The sequence below is a fragment of the Neiella litorisoli genome (assembly GCF_014773395.1).
GTDB classification, from domain to species: domain Bacteria; phylum Pseudomonadota; class Gammaproteobacteria; order Enterobacterales; family Neiellaceae; genus Neiella; species Neiella litorisoli.
In genome coordinates this window covers 1-17221 of the sequence record NZ_JACXAF010000020.1, presented here as the reverse complement: position 1 = coordinate 17221, position 17221 = coordinate 1, and the positions used below count along the sequence as shown (strand labels likewise).

The 17221-nt window shown below is 51.0% G+C and carries 12 protein-coding genes; 9 read left to right on the top strand and 3 right to left on the bottom strand.

Going from position 1 to position 17221, the window contains the following annotated elements; genetic code table 11:
* Window positions 1-136 precede the first annotated feature (136 nt).
* The 6 genes from IC617_RS14285 (at window position 137) to IC617_RS14260 (ending at window position 8216) form a co-directional block, all read left to right on the top strand.
* Window positions 137-1219, top strand: a complete 1083-nt coding sequence (locus IC617_RS14285) for a polyamine ABC transporter substrate-binding protein (protein WP_191145669.1) — start codon at window positions 137-139, stop codon at window positions 1217-1219.
* Window positions 1206-3569 carry a putative bifunctional diguanylate cyclase/phosphodiesterase gene (locus IC617_RS14280; protein ID WP_191145668.1) on the top strand — a complete coding sequence of 788 codons (2364 nt, stop codon included), beginning with the start codon at window positions 1206-1208 and terminating at the stop codon, window positions 3567-3569. The genes IC617_RS14285 and IC617_RS14280 overlap by 14 nt, the downstream gene beginning before the upstream one ends.
* A 95-nt stretch (window positions 3570-3664) precedes the next feature.
* The gene (locus IC617_RS14275; protein WP_191145667.1) at window positions 3665-5914 is read left to right on the top strand and encodes a putative bifunctional diguanylate cyclase/phosphodiesterase; all 2250 of its coding nucleotides are present in this window, start codon (window positions 3665-3667) and stop codon (window positions 5912-5914) included.
* A 48-nt stretch (window positions 5915-5962) separates the two neighbouring features.
* Window positions 5963-6229, top strand: a complete 267-nt coding sequence (locus tag IC617_RS14270; RefSeq protein ID WP_191145666.1) for a hypothetical protein — start codon at window positions 5963-5965, stop codon at window positions 6227-6229.
* Entirely contained in the window at window positions 6226-6876 is a 651-nt protein-coding gene (locus tag IC617_RS14265; RefSeq protein ID WP_191145665.1) for an SEL1-like repeat protein, read from the top strand. The genes IC617_RS14270 and IC617_RS14265 overlap by 4 nt, the downstream gene beginning before the upstream one ends.
* Entirely contained in the window at window positions 6873-8216 is a 1344-nt protein-coding gene (locus tag IC617_RS14260; protein WP_191145664.1) for a hypothetical protein, read from the top strand. Before IC617_RS14265 ends, IC617_RS14260 begins: the two co-directional genes overlap by 4 nt.
* 9 nt (window positions 8217-8225) lie before the next feature.
* Here IC617_RS14260 and tesB read toward each other — a convergent pair whose 3' ends face one another.
* Genes tesB through IC617_RS14245 form a run of 3 tightly spaced genes read right to left on the bottom strand, consistent with a single transcriptional unit; the run spans window position 8226 to window position 11872 of the window.
* The gene (tesB, locus tag IC617_RS14255) at window positions 8226-9098 is read right to left on the bottom strand and encodes an acyl-CoA thioesterase II (protein WP_191145663.1); all 873 of its coding nucleotides are present in this window, start codon (window positions 9096-9098) and stop codon (window positions 8226-8228) included.
* A 10-nt stretch (window positions 9099-9108) separates the two neighbouring features.
* Window positions 9109-9483: a sirohydrochlorin chelatase gene (locus IC617_RS14250; protein WP_224746027.1), complete on the bottom strand. Its 375-nt coding sequence runs from the start codon at window positions 9481-9483 to the stop codon at window positions 9109-9111.
* 13 nt (window positions 9484-9496) lie between these two features.
* Window positions 9497-11872, bottom strand: a complete 2376-nt coding sequence (locus IC617_RS14245; protein WP_191145662.1) for a lipoyl domain-containing protein — start codon at window positions 11870-11872, stop codon at window positions 9497-9499.
* A gap of 495 nt (window positions 11873-12367) precedes the next feature.
* Here IC617_RS14245 and thrA point away from each other — a divergent pair, with 495 nt between their 5' ends.
* From thrA to thrC, 3 genes are read left to right on the top strand one after another with little or no spacing between them, the layout of a single operon-like run.
* Complete coding sequence (gene thrA, locus IC617_RS14240) at window positions 12368-14827, top strand: bifunctional aspartate kinase/homoserine dehydrogenase I (protein WP_191145661.1); 2460 nt, start codon at window positions 12368-12370, stop codon at window positions 14825-14827.
* A 1-nt stretch (window position 14828) separates the two neighbouring features.
* Window positions 14829-15794, top strand: coding sequence for a homoserine kinase (thrB, locus tag IC617_RS14235; RefSeq protein ID WP_191145660.1), 966 nt, complete (start codon window positions 14829-14831; stop codon window positions 15792-15794).
* 17 nt (window positions 15795-15811) lie between these two features.
* Window positions 15812-17089 (top strand): threonine synthase, encoded by a 1278-nt coding sequence (gene thrC, locus IC617_RS14230; protein WP_191145659.1) that lies wholly within the window; start codon window positions 15812-15814, stop codon window positions 17087-17089.
* The last annotated feature ends 132 nt before the right edge of the window (window positions 17090-17221 follow it).

The window sequence follows — 17221 nt, the reverse complement described above, 5'->3', positions numbered from 1 at the left end:
GAGATAAATATTGCCTTGGATTGGTATTATTCAGATTGTTGAGTTGATTTGAGCCAAAAGACTGGCACACTAGGTAGATGTTAACGAACAACAATGCTGACGTTGTTGTTCGAACAAAGCCAAAAGGAGTGGCTTAATGACTCAAATAGGGCTTCATGTTCGGCGGCTATTCTCGACTTTCATCTTGTTTGTTGGCTGTTCGGCGTTGGCTCAAGCCGCACAAGTTCTGAATATCCTTACCTGGGAAGAATACCTCTCTCCTGAAGTCAAAGCGTCGTTTGAGCAACAAACGGGTATCGAAGTTCGGCTAGCCTACTTTGATTCCGACGAAATGCGAGATCAAATCTTGTCCTCCCAAGCTGGGCGATACATCGACATTGCCCTGATGGATTCCCAGCAAATTGGCCTGTATGCCAAGCAGAGCCGGCTCGCGGCGTTACCCCCTCAACAACTGCCCAACTTAAAGCACATTGACCCAGCCATTCATCAAGCCTGTAACGCCGGGCCAGAATTATTCGGTGTGGCCTATTCTTGGGGAACGTTAGGTGTGGTGTATCGCGCCGATCTGGTGAAGCCAGAGGACATTGATACTTGGTCAAAATTTCTCGATCCGCCGACCTATTTAAGAGGCCACATTGCCGGTCATGTCGATCTGTTCGATTCACTGATCCCTGCATTGATCAGTCTTGATTACCCCATTAACACCAATAAGGTTACTCACCTGCGCGAAGCATTTGAGTTGACCAAATTGTGGCTACCCAATGTCCGTACTTTGGAGTACATCATTACCGCGGCTCAAAGCTATCCAGACTTCAATCAGCTATTCGCGGCGCTGGCTTACTCAGGTGATCAAAAAATTCTTAATGACTTGTCGGGCCATGAGCATTGGCAATACTTGCTGCCATCCGACGGCAGCTTGCTGTGGACTGATTGCTTTGCAGTGATTGCGCAATCGGAAAATCAAGCGGCGGCAAGCCAGTTTCTCAATTTCATCCAGCAACCCGAAAACGCGGCGCTAAATGCTGAATATACCCACACGGCGACGCCAAATATGGCGGCATTGCCGCTGACGTCAGAGGCGTATCGACAAGACCCGATTGTTCACCTGCCAGAGGCGCAGAAAAAACGACTGCAGCCCTATGCCCCGGTGACTATCGACGCGATTAATTTAAGAAGCCGGATATTAAGTGCTCTGGAGAAAATTCATGCCACTCAATAGACGCGCACTGCTGGCATTGTTTCCGCCTTTGCTAACGGCGTTTATCGGCATTGCTTATTTGTTTTATCAGCAGCGAACCGATGCGATTCAAAAGCTGGAAAGTTCGCGCGCGGAGTTTGCCCTAGCGAACGTGCACGCCAATATTCAGATGTCCCGTGACTATTTAATGGGAGTGCAGCAAGCGCTTTTGCAAGCTCCTGTTTTTGTGTCTTTTTTGCAGCAAAGTGGCGATCGTTTCTGGTCGCTGGCGAGCCAGCGTTCGAGCGAACAAATTGTTCGTTCCCTGTCGAATCATGCCGATTTATATTACGCCTTGGTGGTGCTCGACAAAGAGCACAATTCCACCGTCATGGTGGAAACGTCATTAGATCCGTTCGTTGAACACCTCAGCGAAGAGCGAATGTTGTTCAAGCGATTTGCCGACTCTCAGCTGATCCGCGATGTGCTGCTTTATCGCACCGGCGATGAATACCGCATGCTATTGATGAGTCGTGTCGATCCGCTGTCGTTGCATCCGCCGCTACCATCACAATTGCAAGACAGTACTGTCATTGCCCAAGTGCTCTCTGGTTATGCTTTAAATGACAGTATTGCCAATGTGTTGGCGCGATATGGCGAAGGCTCAATCTCATTTAATCGCGAACCCAAATTGGCCAAAACTGAACCCGGACTGGTGTTGAGTCAGCCGGTGCTTGATGGCCACACCATTAATCTGTTGGTGCCGTTTTCGTTGTTAGACGGCGAAACGGTTAAAGTCCTCAAACAAGTTCTGGTGCTGTTTGTCACCGTAATGCTGCTGACTTTGGCACTGATGGCATTGCTGGTTCGCTTAACCCTCGTTAGACCGATTCAAGATTTAGAAAAATCAATTAAAGCCAATGAAATAGATTCGATCGCGCCTGATTTAAAGCGCGACGTCAAAGAGCTGTATTCACTGAAACAAGCTTTCTTAAAGCTATACCGAAAGCTCAAACAAGCTCGGGATGAAAGTCATCAACTTGCTCTGACGGACAATTTGACTGGTCTTCCGAATCGTTTGGCCTTTACTCAACAAGTGAACGATAGCATCGAACAATGTCGCCAAAAGCAGCTGACGGCGAGTTTGTTATTTATTGATTTAGATAACTTTAAGTTCGTCAACGACAGTTTTGGCCACAAAGTGGGTGATGAACTGCTGATTCACTTTGCGCAACAGCTATCGCATAAGGCAGAGCTGTATCAACAGCAAATTCAAGCTCCCGGCAGCATTCGAGTGGCGCGTTTAGCAGGTGATGAGTTCGCCATATTGATTATTGCCGAGCACCAACATGAGCAAAGTGAACAGGTCGCAGGGGAAATCATCGAGCTGTTCCGCTCGGGCTTTGAGCTTGGTCAGCTGCTATTGCCGGTTCGAGCTAGTATTGGCATTGCCAGCTATCCACAAGATGCGCTCGATTCAGGGGCGCTGTTGTCGAATGCTGATGCGGCCATGTATCAGGCGAAGCAACACGGCAAGAATCAATACCGTCTATTTTCTCAGGAAATGGCAGAGCGTCTGCAGCGGCGAAAAGAAATTGAAGAGTCGTTGCGCAGTGCTGATTTATCCAACGAGTTAAGCCTTGCCTATATGCCGATTTTCAGTGGCGAAGATATCAGCCGAGTGATTGGCGCTGAAGTCTTGCTGCGCTGGGATTCGCCGAAGCTAGGCCGAGTGACGCCCACTGACTTTATTCCGATTGCTGAGGCTTGTGGCGTGTTTCGCGCCATTGATCATTGGGTGGTTGAGAAAGCATTAACGGCGCTACCTGAGCTGGAGGCCCAGTTTGGCAGCGAATTCAAACTGAGCATTAACATTTCTGCCGCCGAACTGAAGGATCATCAATTTTCTGATTTTCTCCGACCTTTGTTGGAGCAGCATCGGCAATACCTAAAAAACATCGAGCTAGAAATCACCGAGACGGTCCAAATGGAGTGGAGCGAAATATCCAGCCAAGTCATGCGCGAGTGGGCCGATTTTGGTATTTCGCTGGCGATTGATGACTTTGGCACCGGCTATACCTCCATCAAACAATTAAGTTCGTTTCCGATAAACACCTTAAAAGTTGATAAGAGCTTTACCGATGAAGTGGAGCTACCGACGGTACGAATTTTGATGGAAAGTTTAATCCGCGCAGCCGAAGCATTGAATTTGCAAGTGACCATTGAAGGGGTCGAAACCGAGCGACAACTTGAGATAGTGCAACAATTCGGCAAGCACTCGCTGCAAGGGCATTTATTTTGTGCTCCTATTTCGCTTGAACAGCTATTGTTAAGCTATCATCGCTCAATGGTCGGGCAAGCTGCTGAAACTGAGGATACCGACAGCCAATGAGCAATATCGAGGAGTAAATGAACGACTTGCAATTTTTTCGCGATGGTCAGTGTGGCTATCACTAATACGTGGTTGGCTAGAGAGGAACTTTAGCGATGATCGCCATTCGGAGGATTTGGATTGTGGTGGTGGCTGGCGTCATGATGGCCTTGCTCTACACCCTGTTGTTACTAATCCCCAATAGCCGAGCAGATGATGACAAACTGTCGCAGCAACTCGATCTCATCAGTCAGTTGTTGGCTCGCGATATTGAGCTCGTTCGAGCTGGCTTAGAATCGGACTTTTATGCTGGCCCCAAGCGCCCGAGTGATGCTTGGCTGGAGCAACTCATCAAGCAACCAAACCAAGCTGACCTGAAGCTCAACGGGTTAATGCACCGTGTCAACGGTAAAGTGTGGAACGTCTCCGCAGGCTTTGACCGAGCCGACCAAATCCCTCGCAAGTTAGAAACCAAACATTGGCTGTGCCAGCCTTCTTGTCGTCTGTTATTGCGCATTTCTCGCGGTAGCGACGAATTGATTGCTGATGTCGATTTACCACAGTGGCTCAGCGTGCAGGGCAGCAGGTTGGGCTTAAATCTGAGTGTGGCTGGAGCGACACGGGCATCACTGCAAAAACTAGCAGCCAGTAGCGTGGAACAAGATATTGGTTTGTATTTTTCCAGTCGCCAGAGTGACGATTGGAAAAGCGCCTCTGGCCCCGTGCTCGACGGGGTGCCAATGATACTCAGTGGTCAGCGAAGTGATCCGCCTGCAATTGCTGTGCATTGGTACGTATTGCTGTTGTTGTTGGTGTTGACTCTCTCGGGAATGGCATTGCTGACTCACTTGTATGGGAAGAGGCAGCAAGGCTGGCGGCAACTGTTCCGACAGCTTGAGAAAACCCTGAGTGCGATCGAATCTGGCAACTTTGAAGTGGTCCAGAAACGCCTTGTTGGCAGTATGCAACACGCTCCCGAACTGGCCCGCAACTTTGTCCGCAAGCTAGCCATTTATGGCTTGCAAGATGAGGCAACCAAAGCAACCCTAGCGCAGATCAGCAATGATAAAGACTGGCTGACCCAACACGATGGGATGACTGGACTAGCCAACCGCGAAAGCTTTCATCAGCTGCTGCAGCAAACCATTCATGATGCCGACTCCTCGGCGCTACTACTCATTGATATTGATGATTTTAAAGAGATTAACGATGCCAGTGGCCATCAGTTAGGTAACGACATGCTGATCAAGCTGGCATCGATTCTCGCTGAGCATGTCCAGTTGCCATATCGGGCTGCTCGCATCGCTGGCGATGAATTTGCCGTTTGGATGCCGGGCTCAACGCTTGAGCAGGGTGAGCAGTTGGCCGCTAAATTGTTGGAAGCGAGCCGGCAAATTATGCTGGCTGGTGACAACATGCTGCACCGTTTGAGTTTGTCGATTGGTGTGGTGGTCGCGCCTGAGCATGGCAATGAGTTTGATGTCTTGATGACGCGCGCCGACATCGCGTTAAATTACTCCAAAGCTCAGGGCAAAGGTCGTTATGCATCGTTGCGCGATCCTGATCTGGAAGGCTACTTATTAAAGCAGCGCTTTATGTACTCAAGAGTTCATTCGGCGATTCGGGATCAGCGTTTGGCATTAGCTTATCAGCCCATCGTGAGAGTGAATGACGGCAGCATTTCTCATTACGAGGTGCTGTTGCGGATTGAGGACGAAGTCGGTAGTTATGTCTCGGCATACCCGCTGATCCAAGCGGCAGAGCGGCAACGGGACGTTGGCGTGCTCGATAAGTGGGTGCTCAACCAAGTGTTGACCTTGTTGATGCAAATGCGCCGAAACAACCAAAGACACCGCTTGGCCGTGAACATTTCGGGACTGTCGATGTCGGATGCGCAGTTGACAGAGACACTTCTGCAACGCATTGAGTTCAGTGGTTGCGGTCCAGCGCTGGTGGTTGAAATTACCGAAAGTGCGGCGCTGGAGAATATTAGCTTAACCCAGCGTAATATTGAGCGGCTGCAGGCGCTTGGCTGCCAAGTTGCTCTGGATGACTTTGGGGTTGGCTATTCTTCGGTGAACAATTTACTCAGTTTGCCGTTTGATTACGTTAAGGTAGATGGCTGCTTTATCCGCAAGTTGAGCACTGACGATGCGGTCATCCCACTGCTGGAATTCTTAGTGACCATTTCAAAATTAAGGGGTTTCCAGCTGGTGGCTGAATTTGTTGAAAATGACAAGGTCGCTCAACAATTGGAGCAAATTGGTGTTCAATTTGCCCAAGGCTACCATTATGGAAAGCCGGAATTAGGCCGCTTGAGTCTGGAGCATGATGACGACCAGACAAGCCAAACCGGACAGGTATAACCATCGCCAGGCTCAACCGCTGAGCTTGGCCAATAGGTAAGTTAAACTATGAAAGTAAAGACTAACTATCGAACCCTAATTGGAAGCTGCGGCATGGTCTTGATGGTGGCGGCGTGCCAATCTCAACCCCAGCCAGAGCAATTACCAAAAGGCTTCACCAAGTGCCCTGAGCCTCGCCCAGAAATCTGCACCATGCAATACGAGCCAGCAGATGGTTTGCTTGCCGATGGCACCACAAAATCTTACGGCAATGCTTGTAGTGCCTGCGGCGATCCCGAAGTGATTGCCGTTAAAAAAGTGAATCCCACAGAATGAGAGCGACGTTATTGCTAATCACAGCGCTGGCGAGTGTTTTGCTCTCCGGTTGTGGTAACGATTTGTTGGTGGTGCAACGGCTGCAATCGCTGAAGCCCGAGCCGCAGCAACCGTTCGATGACCAAACACCTGCTTACCAAGATTGGCAGGGGCAATTCGAATATGCCGAAGCGCTGCTCCAGCAAGGGCGTCCGTTAACGGCAATTTACTGGTATTCAAAATGTGCTAACGGCGGACATCTACCTTGTATTCGCCAGTTGGGTTATGCCTACATGCAAGGCGGCGCGACTGGCCATGATCCCTACCTTGGTTTGGAGTTACTGACACGTAGCTTAGATCCAACCGATGCCGGCATGTTGAATGATATGGCTTGGTTTTTAGCAACCAGCAAAATCACAGCGCTGCGCGATCCGGAGCAGGCCAATGATTACATTCAGCAATTGCAAAGCGTGGCCGAGCTGGATGCCATGTCAACGGACACCCTAGCGGCCGTCGCGGCTGCTCTGGGGAATTTCACCGAGGCGGCAAAAGTGCAGCAGAAGGCGATCACCATGTTGCTCAAAGAAGGTGATCTCGGTGACGACATGCTTTCTGATTATCGCCAGCGTTTGCAGCTTTATCGCAACAATAGGATGTACACCGAATGACCTCCATTTCTGCTCCGTCTCGCTGGCGTGTCATCGTTTGGGTTGCTGGCATTATTCTGCTGATTTGGGCACTTGTTCTGGCGCTATTGTTCCGACAGCCGGGGCTTTCTGAACAGAGTAAAATTTGGCTGGCGAAAACGGCGCAGCAGACTGCAACGGATGCGGAAAATGCGTCCTTTTATCTGATGCTGGGTTTTGATGCGCCCAGTGATTCCTCGCCACAGGCTTACGGTGAGCAACGTTGGCGCTTGCATATTGAGCCAGCCGAAGACGATATGAAGTTAGCTGAAGCATCGACCTGGCGTTTTGGCTTGCCTTGTTATGTGTCGATGCGTGAATGTTTACCGGTCATCGATGCCAATATGGCGCGTATTGACGAGGTTCTGGCCGAGCAAAAAGCTTGGCTGGTGCGGTTAGAATTGCTGTTGGCTGCAGCTGCTCCGAAAGCGCCCGAAACCCATATGATGGACAAGGTGCCGTTTCCTAAACAGCAACTGTCATCGGCATTTGAGCTGAATTTAGCGGCGGTGATAAGCGCCATGGACGATGATCCTGAACAAGCCTTTGCTGACTTAAATGAACACCTCGAGCATTTGTTAAGCCACCTTCGCCAGACCAACATCACCGCATATCGCTCGTTATTGCAGCGGGCATTAAAAGTAGAGCTTGGCTGGCTGGTCGCTTTTTTACAGCAACGTCCCGAGTTGCTGGCCAGCGCCGCCAAGCAATTGACCGTATTGCAGCAGCAGCCTGAGTTGGCGGCATCGCTAGAGCCGATTTTGAATCGCAGTTTTGCCCTCGCCGTGACGACCTTTGATCGGATTGATCGCGATGGTGTCAGCGATGCGCTGGATTGGGATCTGCAAGTCTCAGAATTGTTACAGCGGATTATTTGGCAGCGTCATGCCACGGTGAATGCACTGGCTGACAGTTACACAACCGCGATGAGCTTGATGACCGGCAGCGACGGCATTGAGTCGCTGGTCGATGCGGCCAACAGCTGGCCTGATCTGGGGGCTAATTGGTCCGATCAAAATTTGATCGGATCTGCGCTGGTGCAAGAAAAACTGGAGCAACTGTCACGGCTACTAAAAAGGTCGCTGATGACCGAGGCCTATTATCGCATCGCAGTGGCTTGGTTATTGGCTGAAGGCGATGAAAGCCAATTGCCAAGCCAAGTCACCTTGTTTGGCGTCGAAGTGCCATTGCAGAAACGGCAGTTGGAGCAACGCTTGTGTTTGGATATCCCCTTGCTCGAGTCGCTCGACGATTTTTGTTTACGGTTATATCAGCCTAGACAATTGGCGGAGCTAGAGCCGATTGTTGGGAGTCAAATGTGAGTGATGGGCTCAGTCGGCGCTGAGCCGACTATCGCGCATTAATCCCTCTTGAGCGGTCGATGCGACGAGCTCGCCTTGCTGGTTAAAGAATTGCCCTTGGACATAACCACGAGCACCAGAAGCACTGGTACTGTTGACCACATAGAGTAACCAATCATCGGCTTTAAAGGGCCGATGAAACCACATTGAATGGTCGATGGTGGCCATTTTTATCTTGCGATCAAATAAGCTGATGCCATGCGGTTGGCCTGCAGTTGGCAGGAAATTAAAGTCTGACGCATACGCCAGCAAATAGCGATGAACCCGCGCATCATCCGGTAGGCTGCCGTTGGCGCGAAACCAAGTGATGCGCTGGGGCGATGTCGGCGATGGTTGCAGCGGGTTGTACAAGGACACCGGCCGCATCTCAATTGCGGTTTCACAGGTAAATATTTCACGGATCCCAGCTGGAATTTGGTCGGCGTGAGCACGAGCAAATTCCAGCTCCGACATCAAGCCGCCTGGGCCTGGGACGTCGGGCATGGTGGCCTGATGCTGGTGGCCGGGCTCATCAACTTGAAACGAGCCGGTTAGGTAAAAAATCACTTCGCCGTGTTGTTTGGCACTCACTCGGCGGGTCGAAAAGCTGCGGCCATCTCGGATCACCTCAACTTCATAAACAATCGGGTTCTTGGCATCTCCCGGGCGCAGAAAGTAGCTGTGAAATGAGTGCACGGCGCGTTCTTTATCGACTGTTAACTTGGCCGCCGACAGCGCCTGACCAATCACCTGACCGCCAAAGACCTGTGGAAATCCTAAATCTTGACTGCGGCCACGGTAAATACCCTGTTCGATGGTTTCTAGCGATAAAAGATCCAGTAGCTCTGCTAACACTGCACTCATGGGGACTCTCTTAATTATTGCTGTCGAGTAAGCCGGTAACCGCTGAAACTAGGCCGTCACTCAGGCCTAAATGTTGAGTCAGCTCGATGTCGACATCGGGATATTGCTGCCGAGCCTGCTCGACAATTGCTGGCACATCATCTTTGACATGACGGCCTGCGGCCAGAAAATACGGCACCACGGTAATGTGGTGGTGTCCTGCGGCCACGCAGGTTGCGATGGCTTGCTCGATTGATGGCGGGCTGAGCTCTAAGAACGCAGGCTCCACCTGGGCAAATTGCGAGGTTAATTGGTCTCCTAACTTAGCTGCGAGTTGCGTTACTTCTTCATTTGAGCTTTTCAGACGGCTACCATGGGCGGCTAAGATCATCGCGTTGGATTTCATTGGCTTATCTTATTTAATCAGTTTGTAGTTCCAATACGGCTTGCTCGGGAGATAGATCATGTCCCTCGGCAACGAGCTGCTTGGTAACGAGCCCCGCGATTGGCGCAAACAAGGGAATCGAGCAACTGGCATTTTGTAGCTCAGCAATAGGCTGCTCGGCGGTGACTTGGTCGCCAGTTTGGACCAGCCATTTGAATAAGGCTAATGGTTCATCGCTAGTAACCACTGGTGCGTGCACCAGCGTTAACGGTAAATCGGCATTGGCCGCATCTTGCAGCATGTTCAAACCGCGCAGGCGCAAGGCCGAAGGCTCGCTAAAATAAATATCTGCGGGGTGCTGCGATTGCTTGATTAGCAATTGACTTGCTGACAGCTTGGGTTGCTCGGGTAGTTGCGCTGCTAGAGCCGAAGTGAGCTGCACTTGCGTCGATTGACCGCGCTGCAACAGACTTGGCTGACCGCCAAAGCGTTCGCCGATAAAGGCGCCATCGAGCTGCTCAAAGGCTTGTTCAGCAAAACTCTGTTGCAGTGTCACGAACTGTTTAATTCGTGGTTGCAACTGGCCTCGAATGGCTGCCGCTTTGCTGCGGATCAGCCCCTCGCGCTCTTGGTGTTTGTCGCGCCGTACTGTCAGTCGGTCAAACCATCCTTCCATGGTTCTTGGCTCGGGCAACTCATCGTCGCCCAAGGCGTACTGGCTGTCGAGTTCGCGGCAACGCTGTTGAATATGGGCCAATACCGATTGCTGCCGCGACAATAAATAAATCAACAGACAAAACGCTGCAGAGGCAGCCGCCAGTAAAATCGAGATGGTGAGCTTGGTAAGGGGCAGCCACCAGAATCCGGAAATCAACACCAAACACAACGCGCCAGCAACCGAGCTGCCGGCAATGCTGAGTTTTTTGCCACTCAAGGTATCTTTATAGCGGAGCTGCTGTTTGTTGATGTCTTGGCTGATTCGCTGTTGTTGCTGGGCTTGTCGATCCGCTTGCTGCTCAAGTTGACTGGCCTGTTCGTCCATATTAGTGAGCTGACCTGCCAGTAATTGCAACAGCGTGACTTGCTGACGAATGCTATCTTGGCCGATCGCCAGCAAATTCCATATTGATTTGGCCATGAGGTCATGGGGCTCGTTATCGCTCAATTGGGTGGCGACGATCAATTCCCACTCGGCGCATTGATCCAACAGCCGTTGCTCGTGTTGGCGAATTTGTTTTAGCGCGGCAAGTACCACTTGCTTGACACCCAGCATGACAATTTCCAGCTTTTCTTTCGACGTTTTCAAGAGCAACTGGCGAAATGATAACTGGAATCCCTCTAAGCTTTCGGTGAGCATAGCCAGAAAGCAATTTTTCGCGGTCAGTAAGGCTGGATCGAGGCGCTCTGGCGTGATTTCTTGTTGTGATAGCAGCTGCAGGGCGCGCAGCGCGGTTTGATGTTGCCAAGCGACACTGTGGCGGAAGTTCAGCGAAGCACGCATGGATTCGAGCGCTTGTTCAAAGCGCTTCTGACCAACATGGCCGAGGGCCTGAAAGTAATGACATTGCGCTTGTAGCTCTGCGGCGCCTTCTTTTTGCTGGAAATGTTTCAGCAGTAATTGCCCGCGCCGGATCAACTCGTTGAATTCCGCTTCTTTGGTGGCTTGTTCTGCCAATAATCGACAGCGCCAATAGTTGGCCATCAAATCACTGTCATTCAATGCTAAGCAATGTTGAAAGCTCTGGCCTGCACCAACGGCATTGCCGAGCTGCAGGCTTGCTACGCCCCAATGTCGGTGTTGTTGCAAATCGGCCAGTGCGGGGCTGCCATTGGCGGGCTCTGGCGCTTGCCCGTAAAGCTGTGCCAGTAGTTCCTGATTCGGGTGCTGTTGCCAACTGGCGTTATCGAGCGTGGTGCCATCAATACCGTAATCTTGTGTCAGTATTTGCAACGATAATGGTTCGCTGTTGCCCAACAATTCGACTTCGAGTTGATTAAAAATTGCCGTTGTCAGATCGCTTGATTCGAGCACTTGCACGGCAAGGCCATGTTGTTCAAGCTGGCGACTCATTTGCGCCGGCAATTCGGGCTGCTGCTCGCTAAGCAACACGACATGGGTGCCCGCTTCAGGAATGGCATAGCTGAGTTCGGTGTTGAGCATATGCTGGCGCGAGCCATGGCCAGGTTGCTGTTCAAGCAGTGCCACGAACAGGCTGGCTTGTTGGCACTGTTGGGTTACTGTCAAGCCATCGGGGACGCCAAAATCGACCACAGTGCGAGGCGAAAATTGCACTTTGAAACCAAGCTCGCTCAAGCGCGATTGGTTGAATGCCCGCAATAAGTCTTGTTTTAGCTGACGGCGTTGAAATCCATCAAAAGAAAAATAAATGGTGGGGAACAGTTGGCCCATGCTTTTACCCGCATCCAATGCTCGGAATATCAAACCTTAAATGTAACGATAAAGTAGCAATTCGAGCAAGAGCTGGCAGGGCTTTGGCGCTATTTATCTGCTGACTTCATGACCTATCAACAACCTTAGCTGCTCAGTGGCGGATAATGATTTTGTCCTTGGCTGGTCGGCGACGATTGGCGTTGTTGAATTCTTGTGTCAGGTCAATTTGTCAATAGGTTATCGCTAAATTGATTGGCGCGGACTGTAAAAATCAGTTGACTTTTGCCCCCCGAAACCATGAAGATAGGCGCTCATTTTTACTGAGCGATTTGTAGTTTCATGTCTTTGCAGCAACACAACAACATGATTACCGAGACCATTATTACCCGCACCGAGAGGTTGCAGGGCTAGAGTCGCGCGTCAATTCGTCAGTAACTTAGCCCGGAACCAGAAGGTCCGGGTTTTTTCGTATATAGGGCTCAGATTTAGAGCAACAGAAAACGAGGTCAAAGGATGCGAGTACTGAAGTTTGGAGGCTCATCACTGGCCGATGCAGAACGCTTTAACAGAGCCGCCAGCATCATCATCAACAAAGCGTCTGTTGGGCGTGTCGCGGTGGTTTTATCGGCCCCTGGCGGTGTCACCAACAGCCTTGTCAGTGCGATTGAAAAAACCGTCAATGGCGTTGATGCGTTGCCAGCTGTTTCGAACATTGAAAATACCTTTCGGAACATGATTAGCAGCCTCAAGGCTGACTATCCAAGTCTTGACGATGAGCGCCTGACTCAGTTGTTGGACACCGAGCTGAGCGACTTACGCCAGCTGCTTCATGGGGTGACCTTGTTGCGCCAGTGTCCAGCAGATATTCAGGCTCGGCTATTGGTCAAAGGCGAGCGCGTTAACATCGCTTTGATGTCGGCGCTACTTGATGCCCGTGGCCATCACACTAATGTTCTTGATCCAGTGGCTTTGTTTGCCGGTTATGGCGATTACCTCGAGTCGCTGGTCGATATCTCTGCCAGTAAGCCACGCTTTGCCAACTTGCAACTTAGTGCCGATGACATTCAGTTGATGCCCGGTTTTACCGCAGGTAATGAGCAAGGTGAAATCGTCACCCTGGGGCGCAATGGCTCGGATTATTCTGCCGCAGTGCTAGCCGCTTGTCTCGATGCCGAATGTTGTGAGATATGGACTGACGTGGATGGCGTTTACAACTGCGATCCGCGCTTGGTTGAAGATGCCCACTTAGTTGATGAGTTGAGCTACAAAGAGGCGATGGAGCTGTCTTACTTTGGTGCCAAGGTACTGCATCCAAAAACAGTGTCGCCAATCGCCCAATTCCACATTCCATGCTTGATCAAAAACAGCTTTAACCCTGATGGCGCCGGTACCTTGGTTTCTGGTAACACCAACACCAAAGACGCGGTCAAAGGCATTAGCTCGCTCGAAGGAATGAGCATGATGAGCGTGTCAGGCCCAGGCATGAAAGGCATGGTGGGCATGGCCAGCCGGATCTTTGCTTGTATTTCACGCGCCGGCATTTCCGTTGCGCTCATCACCCAATCGAGCAGCGAATACTCGATCAGCTTCTGTCTCAGCAGCAGCGACGCCAGCGCCGCTCGTTCGGCGCTTAGCGACGAATTCGAACTTGAACTCGCCAACCAATTACTCGACCCAATTGAGGTCTTAGGTCAGCTGTCCATCGTTACTCTAGTTGGTGATGGAATGCGAGAAAATCGCGGGGTCTCGGCTCGTTTCTTCCAAGCTCTGGCCCAAGCCGATGTCAACGTCGTTGCCATTGCCCAAGGTTCATCAGAGCGCTCGGTATCAGCGGTTGTGCCTGAACATCGGGTGCGCTACGCGATTGGCGCTTGTCACGCAGCATTCTTCAGCCACATGCAACGGATTGACGCCTTTATTGTTGGTGTTGGTGTGGTTGGTGGTGAATTGCTGGGGCAAATCAAACGTCAACAGCAAGCCCTAAAAGAACAGCACATTGACTTGCGCGTTTGCGGGATTGCTAACTCAAAAGGCATGGAGTTAGCAGCCAACGGCATTGATCTGGAAAGCTTCGAAGAAGCCGAGCTGGCTCAATGCAAACAAAAATTCTCATTGGAAGTGGTCAGCGATTTTGCTCGTGTTCACGCCTTGATTAATCCTGTGCTGGTCGATAACACCTCGTCTGATTGGATGGCCAAGCAATATCTGGATTTCCTCAGCGCTGGCTTCCATATTGTGACGCCGAATAAGAAAGCCAATACCGAATCGTACGCATACTACAAAGCGTTGCGTGAAACTGCATTGCGCAAGCGCCGTCAGTTCCTGTACGACACCAATGTCGGCGCTGGCCTGCCAGTGATTGATAACTTGCAGTCATTGCTCAATGCCGGCGATCAGCTGAAGACTTTCTCAGGTATTTTGTCTGGCTCGCTGTCATACATCTTTGGCAAGCTTGATGATGGCATGGCGTTTTCTGAGGTGACCGCGCAAGCTCGCAGCAATGGTTTTACCGAGCCGGATCCGCGTGACGATCTATCGGGTATGGACGTTGCACGTAAGTTGCTCATTCTGGCTCGTGAAGCGGGCATGAAGTTGGAACTAGAAGATGTTGAAGTCGAACCGGCGTTACCGCCTGGTTTTGACCAGTCAGGCTCGGTCGACGAATTCATGGCGCGCTTGCCACAAGCCGATGGTTTTTTCGCCGATTGGCTGAATCAGCTCAAAGCGGATGGCCAAGTGCTGCGCTATACCGGTGCCATTATCGATGGCAAATGCAAAGTGTCGATCGAAGCGGTTGGCCCTGAACATCCGCTATTTGCGGTCAAAGACGGAGAGAACGCGTTGGCGTTCCATTCGCGCTACTATGACCCAATTCCATACGTACTTCGTGGTTATGGCGCCGGTGCTGCGGTAACCGCGGCAGGTGTGTTTGCCGATATACTTCGGACCTTGCCATGGAAGCAGGAGGTTTAACATGGCTGTTGCAGTATATGCGCCCGCATCCATAGGTAATTTAGGCGTTGGCTTTGATGTGCTCGGTGCTGCCTTGAAGCCTATCGATGGCTCTTTGCTGGGTGATGTGGTGGAAGTGGATGACAGTGGCTCTGGCGAGTTCGAACTCACAGCGTCGGGCCGCTTTAGCCATAAGCTTCCTGGTGATCCGAAGCAAAATATTCTGTATGACTGCTACTTAGGGGTGCAAAAGCACCTGGCGGAGCAGGGCATCCAAGTAGGGCCGGTGCGAATGCACTTGCACAAGAACTTGCCGATTGGCTCTGGCTTGGGCTCTAGCGCGTCAAGCATCGTCGCTGCTGTGGCGGCGCTCAACCAATTTTTCGGCTCGCCGCTAAACGACGATCAGCAACTGCGCTTGATGGGGGAGCTGGAAGGCCAGATCTCCGGCTCTATCCATTACGATAACGTCGCCCCTTGCTTTGTTGGCGGCATCCAGCTGATGACGGAGCAAGAGGACTTGTTGTGCTCGACCTTGCCCGCTCCTGAAAGTTGGTATTGGTGCTCCGCTTATCCGGGGATCACCGTGTCCACGGCGCAGGCCCGAGCAATTTTGCCTGAACATTACAGCAAATCTGACATCATTACTCATGGTCGCTTGCTGGCTAATTTTGTCCATGCATTGCATGCCGGTAATGACAAGCTTGCTGCTAGCGTTATGATCGACGTGATTGCCGAGCCATACCGCAAAGTATTGCTGCCAGGCTTTGAAGCGGCTCGTCAGGAGCTGCTCAAGCTGGGGGCTTACGCGGTTGGTATTAGTGGCTCTGGGCCGACCTTGTTTGCGGTTTGCGATGATCTGAATGTTGCCAAACAATGCGATGCATATTTAGCCAAACACTATTTACAAAACGATGATGGCTTTAGTCATGTCTGCCGAATTGACGAGCAAGGCGTGGCCAATGTAGCCCTGGTCGAACTGAACTGAGTGGAGAGAACTCGAACATGAAGTTGTACAACATCAAAGAACACGAACAGCAGGTTAACTTTGAAGAAGCTGTTCGCACTGGTTTAGGACGCAATCAGGGGTTGTTCTTTCCTCAAGAGTTACCGCGTTTTGATGATATTGATGCGCTACTGGAGATGGATCTGGTATCCCGATCCACGGAAATTCTATCGGCTTTAATTGGTGATGAAATTGCCAAGCCGCGCCTTAAAGAAATGGTAGCCTCCGCCTTCGATTTCGCTGCGCCTGTGGTTGCTGTGAATGACAACATCTCGGCGTTGGAGCTGTTTCACGGGCCAACATTGGCGTTCAAAGACTTTGGTGGTCGCTTCATGGCGCAATGCCTGAAGGAGCTGTCAGATGGCGAAAAAATCACGATTCTGACCGCCACTTCTGGTGATACCGGTGCTGCTGTCGCTCATGCGTTTGCTGGCATCGACAATATCGACGTTGTGGTGATGTATCCGAAGGGCAAGATCAGCCATCTGCAGGAGCAATTGTTCTGCACTTTGGGTGGCAACATTCACACCCTTGCCGTCGAAGGGACGTTCGATGATTGTCAGGCGATGGTAAAGCATGCGTTTGACCAGTCAGAGCTACGTCAAACCGTTGGTTTGAACTCCGCAAACTCCATCAATATCAGTCGTCTGATGGCGCAAATTTGCTATTACTTTGAAGCGGTTGCGCAATTGCCTAAAGAGCAACGTGAGCAACTCGTGGTGAGTGTACCAAGTGGTAACTTCGGTAATCTGACAGCCGGTTTGTTGGCCCGTTCGATGGGCTTGCCAATCAAACGCTTTGTCGCAGCCACCAATGCTAATGACACGGTACCGCGCTACTTGGAAAGCGGTGAGTGGGCCCCAAACCCAACCATTCCGACTATCTCCAATGCCATGGATGTCAGTGCCCCGAACAACTGGCCTCGGGTGGAAGAGCTGGTTCGTCGTGACGAATTCAGTTGGGATTTGCTCAGCTCAGATCGAGTCACAGACGAGCAAACAGCGGAAACACTAAAAGCGATGCATCAGCAAGGCTATGTTTGTGAACCCCATGGTGCCATTGCTTATCGCGTGCTGGAGCAGACGCTGCAGCCTGGTGAGCATGGCTTGTTCTTGTGTACTGCTCATCCAGCTAAGTTCATTGAGAGCGTTGAGGAAATCTTGTCGATTAAATTGGATTTGCCAAAAGCGCTGGCTGATGTTGCTGATAAAGAAAACCTCAGCGACGTGATTGCCGCCGATTTTGCAAAGGTTGAAGCGAAGTTACGCAGCCTGTAAAGCAACTGCTGTAATAGGTACAAAAAAGGCCGCGAAAGCCTGTCTTTCATACACAAATCCCTCGATGCAGATCGGGGGATTTTTTTTGAACTCATATTGCTTTTGCTGATCACAATAATTCACTCTATGCCA